Origin of the sequence: Wolbachia endosymbiont (group A) of Lasioglossum morio (assembly GCF_947250585.1) — a bacterium.
In the GTDB taxonomy this organism is placed as follows: Bacteria; Pseudomonadota; Alphaproteobacteria; order Rickettsiales; family Anaplasmataceae; genus Wolbachia; species Wolbachia pipientis.
In genome coordinates, this window is sequence record NZ_OX366327.1 from 700,422 (window position 1) to 722,860 (window position 22,439).

A 22,439-nucleotide genomic window follows, 5' to 3' on the forward strand; every position below is an offset into this window, starting at 1 on the left:
CAACAAGCACTATTCTCCATTTTTTATCCTATTCAGGTTAATCAATTCGTTTTGAACACCTTTTGATACAAATTTGCTAACATCTTCTCCTAATCTTGCTATTTCCTTTACAAAGCTTGATGAGATAAATTGAGTATCTTCAGAAGCAGGAAGAAATATGGTTTCGATTTCAGGAAGAAGTTTATAATTTACCCAGCTCATTTGAAACTCGTAATCAAAATCCGATACTGCTCTTAATCCCCTAATAATAACAGAAGCATTCTGCTCTTTGGCAAACTTCACTAGCAACCCATTAAAAGATATAACATCTGCATCAATTCCTAGTCCTTTGATTTCATTTTCAGCCATGCTTGTGCGTAGCTTTGTGTCAAAGGCAGTATGCTTATTAACGTTTTCTGCAACTCCTATTATTAATTTATCGACTAGTTTACACGCTCTTTTGATTATGTCAAGATGCCCAAAAGTTATAGGGTCAAATGTGCCAGGGTAGATTCCTATTTTGTCATTAATGTTCATCCTTTATTTTTATAAACTACTTTAAAAACTTTTGATAGACATAATAACATTTTTTATCTAAAAATAAAAGTATACAGTTGGCCTGATAGCTCAGTTGGTAGAGCAAAGGACTGAAAATCCTTGTGTCGCTGGTTCGATTCCTGCTCAGGCCACCTTCTCTTTCTTGGCAAACTTGCCTTTTTGTTATAAAATACTCTATATCGTAATATAAATATTAGGGAGGCAAGTCATAGTATATAAATATTATAATAAACTATTTAATATCTTATTAATTATAGTTCTATTATTAAGCAATATTACTTATGCTGGCGTTAGTGAAAAACCGGCATCTCAACATGTAACCAGAAAAGAAGAACCAGCGTCAGCTGTCTTGACGGCAGAAAATACAGTAAATAATGACATAGTTGTTGGTTTGTTGAAAACGGAAGAAGCACATGAGCTTGGGCTATCTCAAAATATCTACGAGATGTTTAATAACTTTGGAGTTAAAACCGTACTCATTGACTACAATAAAATAATTAACTTAAAAGAAATCCAAGAAAAGTCGCTTATCTTTGCAAAACAAGATGAAACATTGGCAAAGAAGCTAACATTAGACCGAATAAAAGTTGAAGTTGCAAAGTTTGTTAAAGAGCACAAAATAAATAGAATATTTATTCCGGATAATTTACACTCAGCACCCACTCCTTATCGCCAGCTTGTTACTGAAGCAATTGTAAAAATAGTTGATGATAACCCTGCAATTCATTTACTTGGCATATGTGAAGGCATAATGAATGCAAAGGGAATTGAAGTAGTGAGTGTTGTGAGTGATGAAGAGAAGCAAAGATCTCATTTAAAATCAGCACCTAATCCACAGAAAGAGGATGTACCTCTCCAGCAGATAAAGATCGTTCCAAATAGTCGTTTAGCAGAAGTAGTAGCCAAATTCCTAATGCCTAATGAAAATGGCTGGTTTTCAACATATTTTCCAGATGCTCATTCAGGAGCAGTAGGTAATACACCAGAAAATAGAAGAAAATTGGAGTCACTTGGATATAAAGTTGCAGCATTTTCCAGTGAGGGGGTAATAGAGGCTATTGAAGATAAGCATGGTAATGTTCACTTTCAAAGTCATCCAGAAGCCCTTGTTGTGAAGTCAGATAAAAACCTCTATTTATCAAATCACAAGGAACGTCAAGTGTCTACACTAGTTGCTATAGCGATTATGAATGATTTTCTTTATCGTGCTTAATGGCTATAGCTTTAGGCTTACCGACGATTTGATAAACGATAGATTTGTCATGTATCCGTTCAGGCAATGGCGTCAACTTAAGGAAAAATATCAGCGATAGTGTATAAAATTTCTCTCCAAATTTTTTATCATTAAATTATCCAAAGAGTGCAAGGGACAGCACTTTTGTTTCTATTTTATTGCAACAAAAAAGTTTAAAATGTGTCTTTTTAGGTGAGGCATGCAAAAAGGAAAAGATCTTATCTTACAAATTAAAAATGCAATATACTCGAAAACTTTTCAGAAAATCCATTGTGTTGAGTTTTACACGAACAAGAAAACTTCCTTTTTCGACAGTATTTTCTATGATTTTAAAGTTAGTTAAAAAAAGTTTGGGAATAGAATGTGAACTTATGGAGCCATTGACATGTACCCTCAAAGCAAGCTTTTTCTAAAGCAAGGTATAAGATTTGCCATACAGGCTTTCAAGAATTTAAGCATCCAAACAGCCTATCAGGATGAACCTGAGTTGGAGAGGCTATAGACTTATTGCAGCAGATGGTTCTGGTATGAGATTACCCAGCTCTGGGGAAATTGTATCCGAGTTTGAACCAAATGGAAACTGACCTTACCCAGAAAAAGTGGAGAGAAAGTTTGGAATGTTTTTCACAAAGAGAATGATGAATCAAAATGCTCAGGAATGCAATAGTTAATAGTGACGTTGTTTGTTATAAAAAATTTCTATGTATTCAAATATTGCAGTTCTAGTTTGTTGAGCAGAGTGTTGTGAAGTATCAATAAGTATTTCTCTTTTCAATGAGCTAAAGAAGCTTTCCACAACAGAATTGTCGTAACAACAACCTTTATGACTCATCTATGTTTTTTATGGATAAGAGATATTGATAACCTTGCGAAGTATATTGTGAACCTTGATCACTATGTAATAGTAGATTTTTGGCAGGTTTACGCTTGTTAACGGCCATTAATAAAGAGTCCATAACCAATTGTTTATTTATTGAACTGCTCATTAACTACCATGCGTGAATATAGATCGATTATTGTTGCCAAATATAGCCATCCTTCTTTGGTTTTTATATAAGTAATCCCATACTTTATTTGGTTGATCGACAATAAAGTTTTGGTCTAATATATTGGGAGCTACTGTCCGTTTGTTGTTTCTTAATTTTAAATTTTCTTCTCAATATAGCCTGAATACCATTTTTCTGCATAATACTTTGCACTGTTTTTAAGTTGCAACTTTTACCCAAAGCCTTTAATTCAGCATGAATTTTAGGAGCTCCATATCTACATTTAGAAGCTTTTTTTGAATATCTGCTTTTATTTGCTGATTCTCTACTGCTTATTTTCCTTGTAGTCCACTTATAGTAGCCACTAGCAGAAAATCCTACATAATTCCTGCACTTTATGGTGTTTACTATGCTCTTTTATAAAAAAATATTTTACTCTTTTTGACTGGCCAGGGCTTTTTTTAAAATGTCTCTTTCTCTTGTTACTTTTGCTAACTCTTTCTGTAAATCAAATCTCTCTTTGTCATAAGGTGCTACATCTGGAAATGCATTTGCCGCTGACTTTTTTTCGTTATATTTCTTCATCCATTTTCCTAATACACTATCCCTTATTCCTAGATCTCTTGCTACTTTTGCAACTGGTTGACCTACCTTTCTTTGTTCATTTGCCAGCTTAACAGCTTCCAATTTGAATTCTGCCGTATATTCTCTTGCCATTTCTAATCCTCCAAAATTTTATTTTACCCGAAAAAACTCCTTTCTTTCTCTCCACTTTTTCTGGGTAAGGTCAGTATGGGAAAAGGTGAAAGATGTACTAAAAAACCCAGAGAGGATTAAAAAGGAGTACCAACGTAGAGTTTCAGAAAATAAAAATGATGAATCATCAGATAAAAAATTTGCAAGAAGGGAAAGTCAAATAAAACAAGGTATCGAAAAACTTATGGAAGATTATTATAGTCAAGAAAATGTAGGCGGGGAAAAATATATAAGTGAGGAAGAATTTAAGCAGACAATGAAAAAAATGAGGGAACGTTTAAAAGGGATGGAAGAGGAGAAGAAAAAGGTTGTTGATCAAAAGACACTACAGAAGAGAATGAGCCTTATTATCAATAGTATAAAGGGTTTTTATTCTAGTGTTAAATCGAACCTAGACTACCTAGATTGGCAAACTAAACGTGGTATTGTTAGGACATTAATAAAGCAAATTAACATTGGTCTTGACAAGGTAGAAGTGACATTTCGGATCAAAGAACTAGCGCAGGAGGAGAATTTGCAACATTGTATTAAACGCGTTGGCGTTTTTTAAGTCTTAAACACTGCAATTTAGCTGCTTTTAAATGCAACTCACCTTAGTTTAAATGTTTAAGAAATTTACTAAGCAGAAAAAAAGGCAAAGAGAACCTAGGGTAGCTAGTATTCAAATTCTCCCTTGTTCTATTTGACGTCTTTTGATGTCTTAAACGCTTTATAAGCGCGTTTCGGCTTGTATAAGTAGAAACCCAGAAGTTTTATAAAGACATGAGGTGCACATAGTGCAAAAAATTAAGCATGATTTACGCCAAATACAAAGTTCCCTTTGTCGTTTTAATCTGCAGATTGCGAAGATAAATAAATAGCTTCAGTTTTATGATAAGGGGGCTGGCGAGGTTTGTCAAGCAAGTTTTACATTTAATTCTAGTTCCGTTTTATGCCAGTTTCACACGCTGGAATGACACCCTTTTGGATGGAAATCAGTGCTAATTGTTCTGCCGCAATTTTGCTCTATCACACTTGCCACATTTAATATTCCAGCTTCGTCGTAATAATTTCCAATTACTTGCAAGGCAAGTGGTAAACCCTCATTGGAGAGCCCAACGGGAACAGAAATAGCAGGCAATCCTGCCAGACTTGCTGGCACAGTAAACACATCATTGATGCACATAATTAGCGGATCTGGCTTTTCATTTAAGCCAAAAGCTTCTGTTGGAGCAGATGGCACAAGTATGTAATCTATTTTTTCAAACGCTTTTATAAAATCATTTCTGATTAATGCCCTAATGCACTGCGCTTTTTCGTAATATTCATTATAATGACCTGAAGAAAGCGCATAAGCGCCAATTAAAATTCTTCTTTTCACCTCTTTACCAAAACCTTCTGCTCTTGTTAGTGAATACATTTCTTCAAGGGTATCAGCATCAACCCTTAATCCATAACGCACACCATCGTAACGAGCAAGATTGGATGAAGTTTCAGCAGAACAGATTAAATAATAGACTGGTATTGCATATTTAGTATGTGGCAGAGTAATGTCAACAACTTCAGCGCCATTTTCTTTTAAATAGGAAGCAACTCTTTCCCAATTATGAACTATTTCCTCTGAAATTCCATCCATCCTATATTCTTTTGGTATACCAATACACTTACCCTTGACATCACCATTTATAAAGCTAGAAAATTTAGGCACTGGCTTTTCGCTCGATATTGAATCTTTTGTATCATAGCCACAAATTGCTTCCAGCATTAATGCTGAATCAGAGACAGAACGAGTAATGACTCCTGCTTGATCCAGAGAACTCGCAAATGCAATCATACCAAAACGCGAGCATCTTCCATAAGTTGGCTTTATTCCAACTACTCCACAATAAGCTGCTGGTTGGCGTACAGATCCACCGGTGTCGCTCCCTAACGCTCCAGCGCATAAAAATCCAGCAACCGATGCTGCAGATCCACCAGATGATCCACCAGGAACAACTTTTTCCCCATCGCTTTTTCTAATCCACACATTTTCAACAGGGCCAAAATAGCTATTTGTGTTCGCAGAACCCATAGCAAATTCATCCATATTAAGCTTACCGAGCATGGCTGCTCCACTTTTTAAAAGCAAGTCAGACACCGTAGATTCGTAAGTCGGAACGAAATTTTCCAGCATTTTTGAGCATGCTGTTGTTTTTATTCCTTTTGTACAGAATAGATCTTTGATGCCAACTGGTACACCCATGAGCGGCGAGATTAAATCATCCTTTTGCCTAGAGAAATGTTCATCTGCAGCTTTAGCAGCTTTCATTGCTATCTCTGGGGTTTTTGTTATAAATGCATTTAATTTCTCATTTTCAACCGCACTGATGTGCGCCTCTACGAGTTCAACGGCAGAAAAACTCTTTTTTTTGAGCCCGTCATGCATTTGTGTAATACTTAACTTTCTTAGTTCATTCATCAATATTTAATTTTTAGCAAGACGTTAATTATAACATGGCACGATAAAAAATCCATACATTTATAGTTACAGCTAGAAATGTAGCTAAGGTAACTTAGATTCACCGACAATCGTCATCCCGCTACTTGTTAGCGGCTAAGGGATACCGCAGCGGTATGACGTAGAAGCTATACTTTTATACTCACCAACTCAGTATCCAATCCGGATTGTATCTTAAAAAGGTCAAAAGACTATAATAAGCAAAGGAGTGATACTGTGTCTGAGTGAAAATCGTTGAGATCCCAGTGTCTGCTGCTTGCATAGCATTTATTTACAAAAAAATAGTCATGCAAGAGACTTTGCTTGGATATTTGATATAATTTAGGTCTATTAAAGCAAAAAATACTAACATGAATGAAGTGATAACATTTGGTTGTCGTCTAAATTTTTACGAGAGCGAGTTAATCAAAGAAGCATTAAAAAAAGCAAAGAGAGAAAATGTTGTTGTGGTGCATAGCTGTGCAGTGACAAACGAAGCAGAACGTCAGGTAAAGCAAAAGATACGTAAGATTTACAAAAATGATCCAAATAAAGAAATTATCGTAGTTGGTTGTGCTGTTCAGTTGGATCCAGAAGTTTACAGTAGCATTCCTGGTGTAAGTAAAGTGCTCGGTAATCAAGATAAGCTAAAAGCTGAAAATTACTTACTAAATGACGATAAAATCTTGGTCAGTGATAACCAAGTAGAACCTGTTCTAATTAATGGATTTGAAGATAAGTCAAGGGCATTTATTGAAATTCAAAATGGTTGTAATCATAGCTGCACATTTTGTTCAATTACTGAGGCAAGAGGGAATAATCGATCTGTGCCAATAAACAGTATTATAGAGCAAATCAGGATCTTTGTAGAAAATGGATATCAAGAAGTAGTGTTTACAGGGGTTGATATTACTGACTTTGGTACAGATTTGTTGGGTAAGCCATCACTTGGTTCAATGATTAGGAGAGTTTTAAAGGATATACCAGAGTTGAAGAGGCTAAGACTTTCCTCTATCGATGTTGCTGAAGTTGACGACGAATTAATGGATTTAATAGCTAATGAGTCAAGACTTATGCCTCATTTACATTTGAGTCTACAATCTGGTAATAATTTAATACTAAAGAGAATGAAGCGTCGTCACAACAGAGAACAAGTGATAGAATTTTGTCATAAAATGAAGAGCTTGAGGCCTAATATAGCATTTGGCGCTGATATTATTGCTGGATTTCCAACAGAAACTGATGAAATGTTTCAGGATACAGTTGATTTACTGAAAAAAACAAATATAGTTTACCTACATGCTTTTCCATATTCAGAGCGGAAAAATACACCTGCTGCACGAATGCCACAAGTACCAGAGAATGTGCGTAAAGAACGAGTAAAAAATTTAAGAGAAGTAAATAAAGAAATTATGAGCAGTTTTTGTCAATCCTTGATCAACACTAAGCAAAGTGTTCTGGTTGAGCAAAATAATGTCGGTAGAGCAGAAAATTTTGCATTAATAAAGCTTGAATCAAAAGCTCAAGCCAAGAGTATTGTGAAAGTTAATGTTAAAGGAGTGGAAAATAATTATCTAATTGGAAATATTTTTTCTTAATTTTTGTACATTGAAGAAATATACGATATAGTAATTATACTGTAAATGATAATTGTGAATTCATTTATGATAACTAGAATATCTATTACTTTATTTTTGATTTTCATTTCATGTGTCTATTTTTTTATTACTTATATTAGTAATGATACACACATTGAGCAAGTACAACCCTTAAAATTAGAAACAGATAATAATGAAAGTGTAATACGTTCTGAAGAGGTTACTGAAAAAGAAATACTAATAAATGATTTAAAATATCAAGAACTTGAAAGTAGTCCTATTAAGCAACCTTCTATTCTCCAAGTAGCTAATCAGAAAAATATGTGGTCACGTATTGCAGATCAAGCTGAGCCTACAAAAGAAAAATCAAAAAAACTTGATTTTTATGTTAGCGCTAACGGTGGTAAGGTATACCATGATAATTCAGAAACATTTGTAAAGGGTATACAAGAAATAGGAAAAAGAGTCCTAACTTTAGTTGAAAGTCATTATGGTTTTATAATAAAAAATATAGTGGCAAATGAAATTAAAAGTATACAGCAATTTGATGGTAAAATTGATTTCCAGTGGCTTAACAGCATATCTTTAGGTTACTATGCTGGAGAAAATGGCCGAGTTGATTTTGAAACCATGTATTCTAGAGCCAATATTGAAAATAGTAATTCTCCTCTGGTATTTGATAAATCAGCAAGTATATTTGCGTTTTTGTTAAACTTCTATTATAATCCCAGCGTTCAGGATATACAATTTGCTCCGTACATCGGTCTTGGTATAGGGCCAACAGTTTTTAGATTAAAAAGGATTAGTGGGTCACCCCAAAATTCAATGCCACTTAATGTTCCTTGGTTTGCTTATCAAATAAAACTTGGTGTTGATTATTCAATAATCCCAGAAGTCAAAACCTTTCTCGGCTATCGTTACTTTAGCGTTCCGATACCTGTTGCAGATGACATATCTACTCACAATATTGAAATTGGTTTGATATTTAATTTTTAGTGATAATTTAATATATATATAAATTCTTATCTTTTCTATCTAACAAACCAAATGTTGGTACGATTGTTGCTTTTAAAAAAATGACAGTTTCTACTGTTCTAATATTATTCGCTAGCCTTTTTGACTTTTGGTGCAATAAGCTTTGCTTATCTTCTCTATGTTCTATAAGCCCGCCGATTACCATAATTTCACCGCTCTTAATTTTTAACATAGAGTTCATTTCTCTAATTTCAACAATTGGAATGTCGCTATTTAATTTCATTTTACTCTGCTGTGCGACGTACTCTATATCTGGATCTTTAACGTAGCCGTTAATTCTTGATAAAGTTGGATGTATATCCATGAATATTTCACTAGTATCAATGTTAATGCTTGGGTGGATTATTAGCACAATACCTATTGGAACGCTATTCATCTTGGTAATTAAGGTCTGATTAGAGTTTCTAGTATCTTTTTGTATATCGGAAGTAAAATAAATATGGTTTTTAGTAAATGAAATCATCGCTTGCTGATTATTTATAGCATGTACTCTGGGGCTTGAAATTACAGTTGAAGTGCCAAATTTGTCTAAATTTTTTACTAAATCTCCTAGATCATTCGCACCAAAGTTCATTGCTAGGTTAATAATGGAGTTATCTTGATTTATTATAGACTTAGTTCCATCGCGTAAGTCATTTAAGTTCATACCAGAAAGGTATTTGTCATCTAGCACAACTTCAACTATTTTTGCCTCTATCATTACTTGAGAAGACGCTAACTTCTTAACCTTATTAATATATTCTTCAACAGCTTTGTGGATATCTTTTCTAGCATTCAAAATAATAACACCAGCTTCTCTGTTGGATGAGAGGAATTCGCCATCATCCACCCCGTTAACATCCATTATTGCATTCAAGCCTTTTTCTAATGAATTCCATAAGTCACTACTGTATTGAGACTTCATAACATTGTTATAGTCCCTATCAACGTTACTTCCATCACTGTTAGTAATATTGTTATTAATGACGAAACTGCTTTGAGCAGAATGTTGAATATTGATGAAGTCTACGTAATAATTTTGTGCGTATGGCAAGTCCTGCTCAATTCTAATTACACCATTACTTATTGAGTAACGCAGTTTGGCGCTATTTGCTATACTCTGAATTACTTCGTTTATATCCTTATCTTTTAGCTTTAAAATAATATTACCTGATATTTTTGGGTCCATATCCAAGTTAACGTCAGAAAGTTTTCCTATCTCAATCAGCAAATCCTTTACTGATACTTCTTCACTAACATTAATAGAAATAAGCTGATTACTGATTGTGAGATCGGGAAACTCTATTGGTAAAGGCATAATTTCTGGTATTGCCGGTTCATTAATCTCCAAAGAGGTGTTATATTGTTGCAACGGATAATCGTGCTTATAATTGTCTATGTTAATAGGATATTGCTTGGTAGGTAGATGTGTGCAAGAAATAATGAAGAGGAGTATTAAGCATTTAAAAATAGCCATTAGAACAGCATACAAAATCTATACTAATAGATTTCTATAAAAATATTAAAAATGTATTTAATCTCATTTTCATCGAGCAGATAATTGTCGTGTATTAGCTTTGGCTATGTATTTTTTGTATACTCTTCTTGTACTTAAATGTAGACCAGCATAGCCCTAATTTTTTTATATATTTTACTTCTTTCTCTGTATTTAATAATAGGCTTGAAAATAAATGGTAAGCCTATAATTGTTAAGCTTAGAGCTAGGGTTGAAAGTATACAACAGGCTTTGTGTTTACTATGTAGCTCTTTCAGGTAAAGCATCAAAAATCTACAAAATTTTTTGTAATTTTCTTCGATGTTTTTTTTGCTATGAGCCTTGCTAATGAACATATCTATTGCGGTATGACCGTTATTGCACTTAATGTTAAGGTCTGCACCTTTTTCTGTTAACAACTGAGCTATATCAAAATAATCCTTTTGAACAGCAAGATGTAGAGGTGCAAAACCTTGTTGCTCACAAATGTTCATATTGGCTCTAACTTCCAATAACATTTTCACAATTTGTGTATGGCCTTTTTTAACTGCGAGTAGCAAGGGAGTTCTGTTACATTTAGTAACAGCATTAACGTTTACCTTAAGCTTCAATAAGAGCTTAACTGTTTTAGTGTTACCATTATGGCTAGCTTTATGCAGCCTAGCGTTACCATTAAAATCTTGATCGTTTGCTTCTATTCCCTTTGAAACAAGAAATGTTACCATTTTTCTATTGTTATGCTCAATAGCGCAATCTAACGCATCAAAACCATGGTTGTTTTTTGTGCAAAAAAACTCTTTAAGTTTAATTTTATCGTTACTTGCTTGCTGTTTTTTTGCAATAAGTTTTACTATTTGCATTTTGTTGTTATACGCTGCTAGGAAAAGCGTAGTGTTATTTTCTGCATCTTTGGCTTCTATATTTGCACCTTTCTTTATCAGATATTCTATAATTTCTGCTCTGCTGTCATAATGTGCGGTGCATTGATAAATGGTTAAAAACAAAGGAGTACGAAAATTGTTATCTTCACATTCGAGATTTGCTCCGCTATCAATTAAAATTTGAACACTTTTTTTAGAACCGTATAGTGAAGCTATATGAAGAGGAGTATAGCCCTCTTTGACATCTTTTTCATTAATTTTTGCGCCTTTTGTTATCAAAAAATCTATTAATTCCGTGTCATCTTGTAGTGCAGCAAGGTGCAGTGGAGTGAATCCATTTTTATCCTTGGAATTAATTGTCAGTTGATTAACAAAAAGTTTAGCAACTTTCTTGTGTCCATGCATAATGGCATAATGCAGTGGATTTCTATTTTCGTTGTCTACGACATTGAAATCAGCTTCGTGCTCTAGTAATGACTTTACTCCAACTAAATCACCTTCTTTTGTGAATTTGTGCAAGAGAGTGATTCCACTTGCATCTTTTGAGTTAATATCAAATCCATTTTCTACTAATTGATTTATATCTTCCTCACGCGCCATATCACTTCAATCTCTAATTGAACCCTTTTCGCGTTAATAATACTCCTACTTGATTAAGTTTAAATGAATCTGTGAGAAATGGCTAGTGCATTCTTGCATAACAAACTTTTGGCAGCGCATTGGATGAAACGAAAAAACTTACTTGACACCCTTCGCCAGCGCCCTTATCATGATAGTGAAGCTATTTATTTATCTTCGCAATCTGCAGATTAAAACGACAAAGGGAACTTTGTATTTGGCGTAAATCATGCTTAATTTTTTGCACTATGTGCACCTCATGTCTTTATAAAACTTTTAGGTTTCTACCTATACAAGCAGAAACGCGCTTATAAAGCGTTCAAGACATCAAAAGACGTCAAATAGAACAAGGGAGAATTTGAATGCTAGCTACCCTAGGGTTTCTTTGCCTTTTTTTCCACTCAGTAAATTTCTTAACGTTTATAATTTAGGTTAGTCGCATTTAAAAGCAGCTAAATTGCAGCGTTTAGAATAAAAAACGCCAATATTTTGAAGTACATATAAATAACTAGTTAACCACGGGGCTTCTTTTGCCTTTTTTTTTATTTGGTAAATTTCTTAATGTTTGTAGCTAAACGACAATCGTCATCCCGCTGCTTGTTAGCGGGATCTCTTGTTAGCGGCTGAGATACCGCGAATGAATCGCGGTATGACGGTGTAGATAGTAATTCGTCATCCCGCTACGTGTTAGCGCCGCGGTGGTATAGCTATAAATTGTTGATATCTTTTTTATATCACATTTTTAACTTACAATAGTTAGCCAGCGTTCCTTACATTAACCAAATCTTTCAAATTCTGCACTCACCACTACCTATAACTCACTTTCACGCAATATTGATCGTTCTTAAAAAGCAATCTAACATTTTTTATTCCTTGATTGCGAAGCTTTGATGCAGCTGATTTAGCAGCCTGAGCACTTTTAAAAAATGCAACATATCCCTTACTTTCTGCACTGTCTTGTTTTGGGTGACGTTTCTGCATTTCTTTTTCATATTGCTTTCTGTAATGAGGAGTATTTTGTATCAATTGTTCTGACATCTTTCTTAGGTATTGAACTTTTACTTTTGCAAGCCCAGATTTATGAAATCCTAAGACTTGAGCTGCTTTTTCTGATAAGTCTATTATTCTGCCTTCAATAAAAGGCCCTCTATCGTTAACCCTTGTAACAAGCTTTCTTCCATTTTCTAAATTAGTGACAAGAACAAAGCAGGGTAAGGGCAAAGTCTTATGCGCTGCAGAGATCAAGTGACGGTTAAACGCTTCACCATTTGCTGTAAGTGTGCCATGATCTTCTATTCCATACCACGATGCTATCCCTATCTCTTCATAGTGTTTACAGTTTTTTGGATAATAAGTTATACCATTTATTGTGTAGCTGCTGCCAATTTTATAATGACCTGCAGTGCAGTTAAACCTGTTGCTAACACTGCAGCTACTTATCAAAACAAATATTAGACATAGAAAGGTTAGGTTTTTTATCATTGTATTCGGTAAGAGGGTTCGATACTATGAGGATTTTAAATTATACTATAATAAATTTAGTAATGAGTAAACATCTACTGCTAAATATTAACAAAACTCAAAAAGGAATAATACATATTATTGGTATAGGTGGAATCGGAATGAGTGCCATTGCTGAAATTCTTCACAATTCCAATTGCAAAGTTCAAGGCAGTGATGCACAATCAAACGACAATATAAATAAGTTACAAAAGCTAGGTATAGAGGTTTTTATTGGTCACAATGCTAATAATATAAGCCAAGCTCAAATAGTCGTACATTCTTCTGCAATAAAATCTGATAATGTGGAGTTAATTGCGGCAAAAAATAACAATAAAACCGTTTTGCATAGATCAGACATACTTACTGAAATTATGAAAGATAGGTGTGTAATAGCGGTTTCAGGTTCAAGCGGAAAGACAACAACAACCGCTATGATTGCTTCCATTTTTGATCATTCTGGCATTGATGCGACTGTAACTGTAGGAGGGATATTAAATTCCTATAAGAGCAACTTCAAACTTGGAGGGAGTGACACTTTTCTGATCGAGGCTGATGAGTCTGATGGAACTATGCTAAAAATCCCTGCAAAGATTGCTGTCATAACAAGTATCAACAATGACCACATAGATTATTACGGCACATTTGATAATATCAAAAATGCATTTTCCCAATTCGTGAATAATGCAGGTTCTGCAGTTTTACCTGATTCTGTAGACATCGATTATGATGCGAGTAATTCTATAACGTTTGGGTTTGAGAATGGTAGCATAAGAGCCAGCAACATCGAACAACATAATAACAGCATGGAATTTGATGTGTTGATTGACAATAACCACAGAATAAAAAACGTAGTACTATCAAACACAATAGGAATGCATAAAGTCAGTAACGCACTAGCTGCAATATCAGTTGCGATAAAGCTCGGAATTAGCGATGCAGACATTAAAAAAGGCCTTTTGGAATTTCAAGGAGTAGCAAGAAGATTTTCTTTAATTGCCGATATTAAGGGTGTTAAGCTAATTGAGGATTATGCTCATCATCCAAACGAAATACAAGCAACTTTAACAGCAGCACGTTCGATTACCAAAGGAAAGATAATAGGAATTATCGAACCACTTCGTTTTGCCCGCATTCGTAATTTTTTTGATGAATTCATACGAATTTTCATGATGTTTGATTATGTCATCCTCACTCCTGTTCATCCCCCAGAAGACAAGCCTATTCCTGGTTGTGGGATTGATGATATACAAAAAGCTTTAATCAGTAATGGATTTAATAACACAAAAATTATGAATGATGCTTTGCTCATTTCACATTTTATTAGTGATTCGACAAGTCCAAGTGATATAGTATTATTTATTGGTGCTGGTAGTAATATAGCTAAATTGGCAAAGGAAACTGCAGCACTTATTGCGGAAGTTAAGGTTTAATGTAATGAATAAGATAATCAATAACGTATTTGCAAGAGAAATTTTAGATAGCAGGGGTTACCCCACTATTGAGGTAGAAATTGAGCTCTGTGATGGTGCAATAGGCAGGGCATCTGTACCTTCTGGAGCTTCAACCGGTAAATTAGAAGCCTTGGAACTCAGGGACCAAGATGAGAAAAGGTATTGTGGTAAGGGAGTGCTGAAAGCTGTTCAAGCTGTAAATGGGATAATAGCAGATGAAATCATTGGAATGAATGCAGCGGACCAAAATGCAATTGATAAAGCATTAATTGAACTGGATGGAACAAAAAACAAATCAAAACTTGGAGCAAATGCAACTTTGGGTGTGTCTCTTGCAGTTGCAAAAGCAGCAGCAAACAGTTTCAAAATGCCGCTATATAGATATTTGGGAGGAAAGCAGACGAGTGTTATGCCGGTTCCACTCATTAACATAATTAATGGTGGAGTACATGCAGACAATAAGCTCGATTTTCAAGAATTCATGATTCTTCCGGTCGGTGCCGAGACTTTCAGTGAAGCAATCAGAATGTCTGCGGAGGTGTTCCACAACTTACGTAGCATTCTTAAGAAAAAAGGTTATAGCACAAACGTAGGAGATGAAGGTGGTTTTGCACCAAATATTGAAAGTACTGAAGAAGCACTTGATTTGATCATATACGCTATAGAATCAGCAGGTTATTCAGCGCAAAGTGATTTTGCACTAGGCCTTGATGTTGCTTCATCTACTTTTTATGAAGATGGAATTTACAAATTTGAAAACAAAGAACTTACTTCGGAAGAATTGGCTGAATACTATTGTAACCTTGTGGAAAGATATCCAATAATTTCTATAGAAGATGCAATGAGTGAGGAGGATTACGAAGGTTGGAAATTACTTACTGCAAAATTGGGGAGTAAAATTCAATTGGTTGGGGATGATTTGTTTGTTACAAATTGTGAACTGATATGCAAAGGAATAGAGGAAAAAATGGCAAATGCTGTACTGATCAAGCCAAATCAAATAGGGACGTTAACAGAAACTTTTGCTGCTATTGAAATGGCAAAATCAAATGGCTATAAAGCTGTTGTTTCTCATCGCTCAGGTGAAACAGAAGACACAACAATATCTCATATAGCAGTTGCGTCAAATTGCGGGCAAATAAAAACCGGGTCGCTATCGCGTTCTGATAGACTCGCGAAGTATAATGAGCTAATGAGAATAGAAAGCACGTTAGGAAAGGATGCTAAATATTATCGTGGGTTAGCATGGGTTTTATAGACGAAGTAAAATTGTGTTTAAAAGCCGGTGACGGTGGTGATGGCTGTGCAAGTTTTCGTCGAGAAAAGTTCGTTGAATTTGGTGGTCCAAATGGTGGTAATGGAGGAAAGGGTGGAAACATAGTTTTCATCAGCGACGCTAATCTCAACACTTTGCTTCATTTTCGTTATAGAAGACACATTAAAGCAGATAGTGGAAAAAATGGTGCAGGCAGGGATAGATCTGGCACAGCAGGGAAAGACGTTATACTTAAAGTTCCAGTCGGTGCACAAATAATTGATGAAGAAAGTGAAGAGATAATAGTAGACCTTGACAAGCCTGGTATGGAATTTCAAGTAGCACAGGGTGGAAAAGGTGGACTTGGAAATACTAATTTTAAATCTTCTACTAATAAGGCACCAAGACATTTTACTTACGGTCAGCCTGGCGAAGAAAAACATGTATTATTAAAACTAAAAGTTTTATCAGATGTTGGAATTATTGGCATGCCAAACGCAGGTAAATCAAAATTTTTGACTCGCTGCTCAAATTCCGATACAAAAGTAGGCGATTATCCATTTACCACCGTAAGACCCCACTTAGGTGTGACAAAAGTGGATGATAGCGAAGTTGTAATAGCAGATATTCCTGGAATAATTACTGATGCTCACCTTGGAGTTGGGCTCGGGCATAAATTTTTAAAGCACATAGAAAGGTGTAAAATTTTACTTCATTTAATCGATGTAACTCATGGTGACGTTGTTTCGGCTTATAGTTGTATCCATAATGAATTGGAACTTTACAATAGTGATCTTGTTGAAAAAGAAGAGATTGTAGTACTGAACAAATGCGACTTATTGAGGGAAGCAGAAATTCTGGAAAAGAAGAATCACCTAGCTAATTATCTCAATAAAGAAGTGCTGTGCTTATCAATTAATGATGATTTACAGCACATTTTGAGATTATTAAGTGAAAAATTGAAAAAGAGTAATTCTAAGGAAATCGATGTATATGATCCTTTTAAAGCGTAAATTTTCTATTTATGGATGTACAAGAATGGTAGCGTGCAACCAGAACTAAGCGTACAGCTGTGCAAACATCGTGATTTGAGTCCACCAGAAGGGTGTCATCCCAGTGCCCAGACACTGGGATCCAGGAATTTTATTAAGTTGGTAAGCATAAAAGTAGCCGTTTTATGTTAAAATACAACGTTTTGATGATTATGAAAAGGCTGGATTCCAGACTGGAATGACACCATCATAAAGTGAATCAGTGTCAGCTACTTGCATCTACCATGCAAGTTACCTGAAAATTGCAATGTTCGTACACTTGACTACTTGGATCTAGTATGATTTAATTAACCAAGAAGTAGGCATGAAAAAATTATGTGGTGAACCAGTTTGCATAACACCAGGAGGAAAATATGGATAGAAAGACGAGAATAGAATCAGACAGCTTAGGGGAAGTAAAAGTACCAAGTGAACATTACTGGGGAGCACAGACTCAGCGTTCTTTAGAAAATTTTAAGATTGGCACAGAAAAAATGCCAGAGCCTCTGATTAAAGCATTAGCAATAGTAAAACTTGCAGCAGCGCGTGTTAATATGAAACATGGTGTTATAGATGATAGGGTAGGGGACGCAATTTGCACAGCCGCGAGGGAAGTAATAGATGGCAAATTTAATAATGAATTTCCGCTTGTTGTTTGGCAAACTGGATCCGGAACGCAGACTAATATGAATATGAATGAAGTGATCAGCAATCGTGCAATAGAGATTTTAGGTGGTAATTTGGGTAGTAAATCTCCGATACATCCAAATGATCATGTGAATTATGGTCAGTCGTCAAATGACACCTTTCCAACAGCAATGCATATAGCAGCAGCAGAGCAAATAAACTGCTTGCTTATTCCAAATCTTGAAAAATTGCATAAGGTGCTGGATAATAAGGTTCAGGAATTTAAAGATATAATAAAAGTAGGACGTACTCACTTACAAGATGCAACGCCCCTAACACTAGGACAGGAGTTCTCTGGCTATGCAGTCCAGATTAAAAAGGGGATAGAGAGAGTAAAATCAACTTTAAGTGATATATGTGAGCTTGCACAAGGTGGCACTGCAGTTGGCACGGGACTCAATACTAAAAAGGGTTTTGCTGAAGATTTTGCTAGAGAAGTTGCAAAAATCACTAATCTTCCATTTACTTCAGCAGGTAATAAATTTGAAGCGCTAGCAGCAAATGATGCTTTAGTTGAGCTCAGTGGAACACTCAATACAGTAGCAGTCAGTTTAATGAAAATTGCAAATGATATAAGGTTGCTTGGTTCTGGTCCAAGATGCGGAATTGGGGAAATAATGTTACCAGAAAATGAGCCTGGTTCTTCAATTATGCCAGGTAAAGTGAATCCAACTCAGTGTGAAGCGGTGACTATGGTATGCACTCAAGTTATGGGAAATCATGTTGCTGTAACCATTAGTGGTTCAAACGGTCATTTTGAATTGAATGTGTTTAAGCCAGTGATAATTTACAATGTTTTGCAGTCTATAAGACTTTTAGCTGACGCAAGTTTAAATTTTACAGAAAAATGTGTAGTTGGTATTAAGGCAAATGAAGAGAGGATAAAAGATTTACTGAATCAGTCGTTGATGTTGGTCACTATATTAAATACGCATATAGGGTACGACAATGCAGCAAAAATAGCGAAGCTTGCTTATAAAGAAAATATCACTCTAAAAGAAGCAGCAGCAAAACTTCAACTGCTCACTGAGGAAGAGTTTGAAAGGATAGTGAAACCAGAAGAAATGGTAAATTATTTGTAACCGCTCACACTTAATTCTTCAATCTCACTAATAGAAAGGCCAGTAAACTTGACAATAGTGTTAACATCAACATTATTATCTTGCTTTGTCTACCTTATTTTGCCGCTCCCCTGAACGGATACGGTTTAAGACATAAGATCCTTTTTCATAGCTATACTACGTTATCCAGCGTCTGGGCACTGGTTTCTTGGTACTTATTCCGCAATAATTTTTTTTTCCTTCAATAAACTTTGCAGTTCGCCTTTTTCGTACATCTCGCGAGTGATGTCGCAACCACCAATAAACTCTTCCTTTATATATAATTGTGGAATTGTTGGCCAATCAGAAAACTTTTTTATAGATTCACGTATTTCATCATTCTCCAACACGTTAATACACTTAAACTTCACGTTCAATTTTTTAAGGATTGACACGACGAGTCCAGAGAATCCGCATTGAGGAAAATCAGAAGTGCCTTTCATATACAATACCACATCATTTTCTGTTATATCTTTTTTTATTTGTTCAAAATTGCTCATAAATTCACCTTATTTTTAAGTATTAGTTTCCAGTTGCAAGGCGTGTATAGACTGACCTTCCAGAGCTTTATATACCATTTTATGCTGTTCTATTTTTGTCTTTCCAAGAAAACACTTGGAGTTTATTTTTAAATGATAATGGTCATCATCTCCAGCAAGATCATGAATCTTTATATCAGCGTCGGGGAACGATTGTTTGATGATCCTCTCTAATTCGTGAATTGCAATAGCCATTGATTTACTTTAAATTACAATACTTTTATTATAAATCTAAAACAACTGAGCACAATAAAAAATTGCTACCATAAAAATAGAAGCGTATTATAATAATGGAATGACAAATTATGCAGGGGTCTCTGTGGTGGGCAAAAGATTTAAATTCACATATCTATTGGTTTTGCTAACTTTTTCATTTAGGTGCTTATCTTACGATGATAAAATAAATAACTTAGAGAATGTTTACATCAAAGCTAACTATTTTGGAGCATTCTTCAATGCAATAGGCTCTCTAGAAGGAAAAGAAGATGCAGGTGACAATATAACAGAGGGGGTTTTTAGTTTTAATAAGAAAGAGCGGATTGGAGCTGGATATAGTCCTAAATATGTTCCAGGGTTTGCCGGCAGTGCTGCAATAGGATATCTACTTAAAAATATGAGAGTTGAGCTTGAAGGCCTATATTCTCAGACTAACTTATATGATGAAGATTACTCAGATAAAAACAAAGCAAGATATATTGAACTTCGTCGTAATGATGATGTGTCTGCTGGAGCGGCATGCAATTCACCTTGGAGAAGTGGAAAGGTTGATATTCACATTCAAGAAAATTGTAGTGTTGAAGCAAAGTTCAAAGCTGCATTTAAGATGAGAAATGAAGGTTTTAATAATTTGGCTGGAATGGTTAATATATATCATGATTTTAATACAGAAGAAATGCCATTCACTCCATATGTTGGTGTTGGTGCAGGTGTAACTAAGGTTAAATTTCTAGGAAAAACCAGATATGCCTTGGCTTACCAAGCAAAACTTGGTATCAATCACCAACTTACAGCACAAACTCAAGCATTTGCTGGTTTACGCTATTTTGGTATTTTTGGTAACCAATTTAAAGATATTGTACCAGGAATAAAGATACTAGCTGGTGAAGAATATATTCCTGCTGGTGGAGGAAGTAAAGTTGATGAAACTGCACGTGTTGAATCAACAACTGCAACCATTACCAATAGGTTTGGCATATATGGCTTAGAGTTTGGATTGGTTTATCACTTTTAACTTTATCCAATAAATTACATATGTGAAGATAGTAAATTCAGCGTGCTGAGAACATTAGAAAGGCGAGATTTTAATTGATTTTCATATTTACTCCAATCTTGTATTGCCTTTCTTGCAACACCTGAATCAACTGCGGCTTTTGCAACAGCAGGAGATACTGTAGAAATTAATCTTGGGTCAAATGGAGTAGGTATTATATATTCACGCCCATAGCTCATTTTACAACCGCCATAGGCTGCAGATATCTCACCTGGTACTGGCTCACGGGCAAGCTTTGCTATTGCATCTGCAGCTGCAATTTTCATTTCATCATTTATTGTTGTTGCATGTACATCAAGTGCCCCTCTAAATATATAAGGAAAACCCATTACGTTGTTGACTTGGTTGTTGTAATCTGACCTACCAGTTGCAATTATTGCATCTGGCCTCACAGATTTTGCAAACTCAGGCCTTACTTCTGGATCGGGATTGGCAAGAGCAAAAATAATCGGGTCTTTGCCCATACTCTTTAACATCTCTTCATTTAACACATCTTTTGCAGATAGTCCGATGAATACATCAGCGCCTTTTATTGTATCAAGTAGAGAACGTTCGGAAGTATCAATTGCATACTTTTCCTTCCACTCATTCATATCCTCGTTTCTACCTTTGTATATTACTCCTTGCTTATCACACAGCACTATATTTTTAGCACCCATGGACTTTAGTATTTCTAAACATGCAATACCGGCTGCTCCAGCACCATTCATAATGATCTTAACGTCCTCTAATTTCTTTTCAACAATATCAAGAGCATTTTCTATGCCAGCTGCAACAACCACCGCAGTTCCATGCTGGTCATCATGGAACACTGGAATATCCATCAGTTCATTCAGGCGTTTCTCTATTATAAAACAATCAGGAGATCTTATATCTTCTAAATTTATTCCTCCCCAACTTGGCCCAAGATACCTTACTGCATTGATAAAATCTTCTATATTTTCTGTATCAACTTCTATATCAACTGCATCAATATCAGCAAAACGCTTAAATAAAACAGCTTTGCCTTCCATGACAGGTTTTGCAGCAAGAGGACCGATATTACCAAGTCCAAGCACTGCAGTGCCATTTGAAATGACAGCAACACAGTTGCTTTTTGCCGTATAATCATAAACAACCTCAGGATTTTTAGCTATTTCAAGGCACGGAGCTGCAACGCCAGGGGAATAAGCAAGTGACAAATCATACTGGGTAGATAAAGGTTTTGTTGGCATGATTGAAATTTTACCAGGTTTACCACCTCTACTGTGATAATTAAGTGCCTCTTGTTTTGTGGTACTATCTAAATCATCGTTCATCATTACATCCTTATATTTTAAGCTTGTATTTTTTAAGTATATGGAGTTTTTATAAATGTTCAATTGTAAACTATTAGCTTGTGAACTCTGGTGTACTTCTGTATAAGTTTACCTACTACGTAGAATGGTATTACATGCTTAAGAAAAACGTGCCTAATTTGCTTACAATTTCTCGTGCGCTTGCAGTACCAGCAATAATATTAAGTTTTTATATAGAAAATAAATATGCAGGCCTGATAACAATATCAATCTTTGTGTTTGCGTGCATTACGGATTTTTTTGATGGTTACTTGGCGCGTGCGTGGAAAGTCCAATCAAAATTTGGCAAGCTATTTGATCCAATTGCTGATAAATTAATAGTGGTTTCAACGATAATTATGCTAGTTTATAAGCAGAAGATAAATGATTTTACAATAGTACCATCGATTATCATCATCTGTAGGGAGATATTAGTCTCGGGTTTGCGGGAGTTTTTGATAGCTACAAATGTTAGTCTACCTGTAAGCAAAGCTGGAAAAATTAAAACATTTTTGCAGATGGTTGCTGTAGTAGCGCTAATAATGAACGATTATTATATGATTCAATATACAGGTGCGATTTGTTTATGGGTTGCAGCTATTATAACTATGTGGTCAGGCTATAATTATATCCTAGCCGGCATCAAACAGATTGATTAAATCTCCTAGGAAATAGTTAATAGACAAGAGTAGTTAATATCTTAGTGATATTGA

General features: G+C 35.2%; 18 protein-coding genes, 1 tRNA gene and 2 pseudogenes. 12 read left to right on the forward strand and 9 right to left on the reverse strand.

Annotated elements, in window-relative coordinates; translation table 11 throughout:
* Positions 1-9: 9 nt before the first annotated feature.
* Complete coding sequence (coaD, locus tag OOK89_RS03480; RefSeq protein ID WP_006279325.1) at positions 10-516, reverse strand: pantetheine-phosphate adenylyltransferase; 507 nt, start codon at positions 514-516, stop codon at positions 10-12.
* Positions 517-595: 79 nt separating this feature from the next.
* Here coaD and OOK89_RS03485 point away from each other — a divergent pair.
* From OOK89_RS03485 to OOK89_RS03495, 3 genes and pseudogenes are all read left to right on the forward strand, one after another.
* Positions 596-668, forward strand: a tRNA-Phe gene (locus OOK89_RS03485).
* Between the two features lie 218 nt (positions 669-886).
* Positions 887-1,750 carry a gamma-glutamyl-gamma-aminobutyrate hydrolase family protein gene (locus tag OOK89_RS03490; protein WP_264718703.1) on the forward strand — a complete coding sequence of 288 codons (864 nt, stop codon included), beginning with the start codon at positions 887-889 and terminating at the stop codon, positions 1,748-1,750.
* Between the two features lie 220 nt (positions 1,751-1,970).
* Positions 1,971-2,349, forward strand: a pseudogene (locus tag OOK89_RS03495) (IS4-like element ISWosp8 family transposase); the annotation flags it as partial.
* Positions 2,350-2,395: 46 nt separating this feature from the next.
* Here OOK89_RS03495 and OOK89_RS06635 read toward each other — a convergent pair.
* A pseudogene (locus OOK89_RS06635) lies at positions 2,396-3,474 on the reverse strand (IS3 family transposase).
* An 85-nt stretch (positions 3,475-3,559) separates the two neighbouring features.
* Here OOK89_RS06635 and OOK89_RS03515 point away from each other — a divergent pair.
* The gene (locus OOK89_RS03515; protein ID WP_264718704.1) at positions 3,560-4,063 is read left to right on the forward strand and encodes a hypothetical protein; all 504 of its coding nucleotides are present in this window, start codon (positions 3,560-3,562) and stop codon (positions 4,061-4,063) included.
* Positions 4,064-4,453: 390 nt separating this feature from the next.
* Here the strand turns inward: OOK89_RS03515 and gatA are convergent, their stop codons facing one another.
* Positions 4,454-5,950 carry an Asp-tRNA(Asn)/Glu-tRNA(Gln) amidotransferase subunit GatA gene (gene gatA, locus OOK89_RS03520; RefSeq protein WP_264718705.1) on the reverse strand — a complete coding sequence of 499 codons (1,497 nt, stop codon included), beginning with the start codon at positions 5,948-5,950 and terminating at the stop codon, positions 4,454-4,456.
* A gap of 389 nt (positions 5,951-6,339) precedes the next feature.
* On the opposite strand from gatA, the gene mtaB reads away from it, so the two are divergent.
* A complete protein-coding gene (gene mtaB, locus OOK89_RS03525) occupies positions 6,340-7,566 on the forward strand; it encodes a tRNA (N(6)-L-threonylcarbamoyladenosine(37)-C(2))-methylthiotransferase MtaB (protein WP_010082135.1) in 1,227 nt (408 codons plus the stop codon).
* A gap of 66 nt (positions 7,567-7,632) precedes the next feature.
* Entirely contained in the window at positions 7,633-8,562 is a 930-nt protein-coding gene (locus OOK89_RS03530) for a P44/Msp2 family outer membrane protein (protein WP_006280172.1), read from the forward strand.
* Positions 8,563-8,569: 7 nt separating this feature from the next.
* On the opposite strand, the gene OOK89_RS03535 is transcribed toward OOK89_RS03530, so the two are convergent.
* The 3 genes from OOK89_RS03535 to OOK89_RS03545 form a co-directional block, all read right to left on the reverse strand.
* A complete protein-coding gene (locus OOK89_RS03535; RefSeq protein WP_264718706.1) occupies positions 8,570-10,057 on the reverse strand; it encodes a type II secretion system protein GspD in 1,488 nt (495 codons plus the stop codon).
* Positions 10,058-10,191: 134 nt separating this feature from the next.
* Positions 10,192-11,556 (reverse strand): ankyrin repeat domain-containing protein, encoded by a 1,365-nt coding sequence (locus OOK89_RS03540; protein ID WP_155968480.1) that lies wholly within the window; start codon positions 11,554-11,556, stop codon positions 10,192-10,194.
* A gap of 825 nt (positions 11,557-12,381) precedes the next feature.
* Positions 12,382-13,056 carry a septal ring lytic transglycosylase RlpA family protein gene (locus tag OOK89_RS03545; RefSeq protein ID WP_319803565.1) on the reverse strand — a complete coding sequence of 225 codons (675 nt, stop codon included), beginning with the start codon at positions 13,054-13,056 and terminating at the stop codon, positions 12,382-12,384.
* 26 nt (positions 13,057-13,082) lie between these two features.
* Between OOK89_RS03545 and murC the strand changes: the two genes are divergently transcribed.
* From murC to fumC, 4 genes are all read left to right on the forward strand, one after another.
* On the forward strand, positions 13,083-14,507 hold the full coding sequence (gene murC / locus OOK89_RS03550) for a UDP-N-acetylmuramate--L-alanine ligase (RefSeq protein WP_264718707.1): 1,425 nt from the start codon (positions 13,083-13,085) through the stop codon (positions 14,505-14,507).
* Positions 14,508-14,511: 4 nt separating this feature from the next.
* Positions 14,512-15,786 (forward strand): phosphopyruvate hydratase, encoded by a 1,275-nt coding sequence (gene eno / locus OOK89_RS03555; protein ID WP_264718708.1) that lies wholly within the window; start codon positions 14,512-14,514, stop codon positions 15,784-15,786.
* A complete protein-coding gene (gene cgtA / locus OOK89_RS03560; RefSeq protein ID WP_264718709.1) occupies positions 15,774-16,796 on the forward strand; it encodes an Obg family GTPase CgtA in 1,023 nt (340 codons plus the stop codon). Before eno ends, cgtA begins: the two co-directional genes overlap by 13 nt.
* A gap of 392 nt (positions 16,797-17,188) precedes the next feature.
* Positions 17,189-18,583: a class II fumarate hydratase gene (gene fumC / locus OOK89_RS03565; protein WP_264718711.1), complete on the forward strand. Its 1,395-nt coding sequence runs from the start codon at positions 17,189-17,191 to the stop codon at positions 18,581-18,583.
* Positions 18,584-18,777: 194 nt separating this feature from the next.
* Here the strand turns inward: fumC and grxD are convergent, their stop codons facing one another.
* Positions 18,778-19,101: a Grx4 family monothiol glutaredoxin gene (grxD, locus tag OOK89_RS03570; RefSeq protein ID WP_264718712.1), complete on the reverse strand. Its 324-nt coding sequence runs from the start codon at positions 19,099-19,101 to the stop codon at positions 18,778-18,780.
* 15 nt (positions 19,102-19,116) lie between these two features.
* Complete coding sequence (locus tag OOK89_RS03575; RefSeq protein WP_264718713.1) at positions 19,117-19,335, reverse strand: BolA/IbaG family iron-sulfur metabolism protein; 219 nt, start codon at positions 19,333-19,335, stop codon at positions 19,117-19,119.
* 100 nt (positions 19,336-19,435) lie between these two features.
* Here OOK89_RS03575 and OOK89_RS03580 point away from each other — a divergent pair, with 100 nt between their 5' ends.
* On the forward strand, positions 19,436-20,371 hold the full coding sequence (locus OOK89_RS03580; protein ID WP_264718714.1) for a P44/Msp2 family outer membrane protein: 936 nt from the start codon (positions 19,436-19,438) through the stop codon (positions 20,369-20,371).
* 14 nt (positions 20,372-20,385) lie between these two features.
* Here the strand turns inward: OOK89_RS03580 and OOK89_RS03585 are convergent, their stop codons facing one another.
* Positions 20,386-21,708, reverse strand: coding sequence for a malic enzyme-like NAD(P)-binding protein (locus OOK89_RS03585; RefSeq protein ID WP_264719316.1), 1,323 nt, complete (start codon positions 21,706-21,708; stop codon positions 20,386-20,388).
* Between the two features lie 134 nt (positions 21,709-21,842).
* Between OOK89_RS03585 and pgsA the strand changes: the two genes are divergently transcribed.
* Positions 21,843-22,385, forward strand: a complete 543-nt coding sequence (gene pgsA / locus OOK89_RS03590) for a CDP-diacylglycerol--glycerol-3-phosphate 3-phosphatidyltransferase (RefSeq protein ID WP_012673109.1) — start codon at positions 21,843-21,845, stop codon at positions 22,383-22,385.
* Positions 22,386-22,439 lie beyond the last annotated feature (54 nt).

Bases quoted from the DNA above. Each gene is read 5' to 3' on its own strand.
- coaD (WP_006279325.1), bottom strand. From the start codon at position 516: ATGAACATTAATGACAAAATAGGAATCTACCCTGGCACATTTGACCCT.
- gatA (WP_264718705.1), bottom strand. From the start codon at position 5,950: ATGAATGAACTAAGAAAGTTAAGTATTACACAAATGCATGACGGGCTC.
- mtaB (WP_010082135.1), top strand. From the start codon at position 6,340: ATGAATGAAGTGATAACATTTGGTTGTCGTCTAAATTTTTACGAGAGC.
- OOK89_RS03530 (WP_006280172.1), top strand. From the start codon at position 7,633: ATGATAACTAGAATATCTATTACTTTATTTTTGATTTTCATTTCATGT.
- OOK89_RS03535 (WP_264718706.1), bottom strand. From the start codon at position 10,057: ATGGCTATTTTTAAATGCTTAATACTCCTCTTCATTATTTCTTGCACA.
- OOK89_RS03540 (WP_155968480.1), bottom strand. From the start codon at position 11,556: ATGGCGCGTGAGGAAGATATAAATCAATTAGTAGAAAATGGATTTGAT.
- OOK89_RS03545 (WP_319803565.1), bottom strand. From the start codon at position 13,056: ATGATAAAAAACCTAACCTTTCTATGTCTAATATTTGTTTTGATAAGT.
- murC (WP_264718707.1), top strand. From the start codon at position 13,083: ATGAGGATTTTAAATTATACTATAATAAATTTAGTAATGAGTAAACAT.
- eno (WP_264718708.1), top strand. From the start codon at position 14,512: ATGAATAAGATAATCAATAACGTATTTGCAAGAGAAATTTTAGATAGC.
- cgtA (WP_264718709.1), top strand. From the start codon at position 15,774: ATGGGTTTTATAGACGAAGTAAAATTGTGTTTAAAAGCCGGTGACGGT.
- fumC (WP_264718711.1), top strand. From the start codon at position 17,189: ATGGATAGAAAGACGAGAATAGAATCAGACAGCTTAGGGGAAGTAAAA.
- grxD (WP_264718712.1), bottom strand. From the start codon at position 19,101: ATGAGCAATTTTGAACAAATAAAAAAAGATATAACAGAAAATGATGTG.
- OOK89_RS03575 (WP_264718713.1), bottom strand. From the start codon at position 19,335: ATGGCTATTGCAATTCACGAATTAGAGAGGATCATCAAACAATCGTTC.
- OOK89_RS03580 (WP_264718714.1), top strand. From the start codon at position 19,436: ATGACAAATTATGCAGGGGTCTCTGTGGTGGGCAAAAGATTTAAATTC.
- OOK89_RS03585 (WP_264719316.1), bottom strand. From the start codon at position 21,708: ATGAACGATGATTTAGATAGTACCACAAAACAAGAGGCACTTAATTAT.
- pgsA (WP_012673109.1), top strand. From the start codon at position 21,843: ATGCTTAAGAAAAACGTGCCTAATTTGCTTACAATTTCTCGTGCGCTT.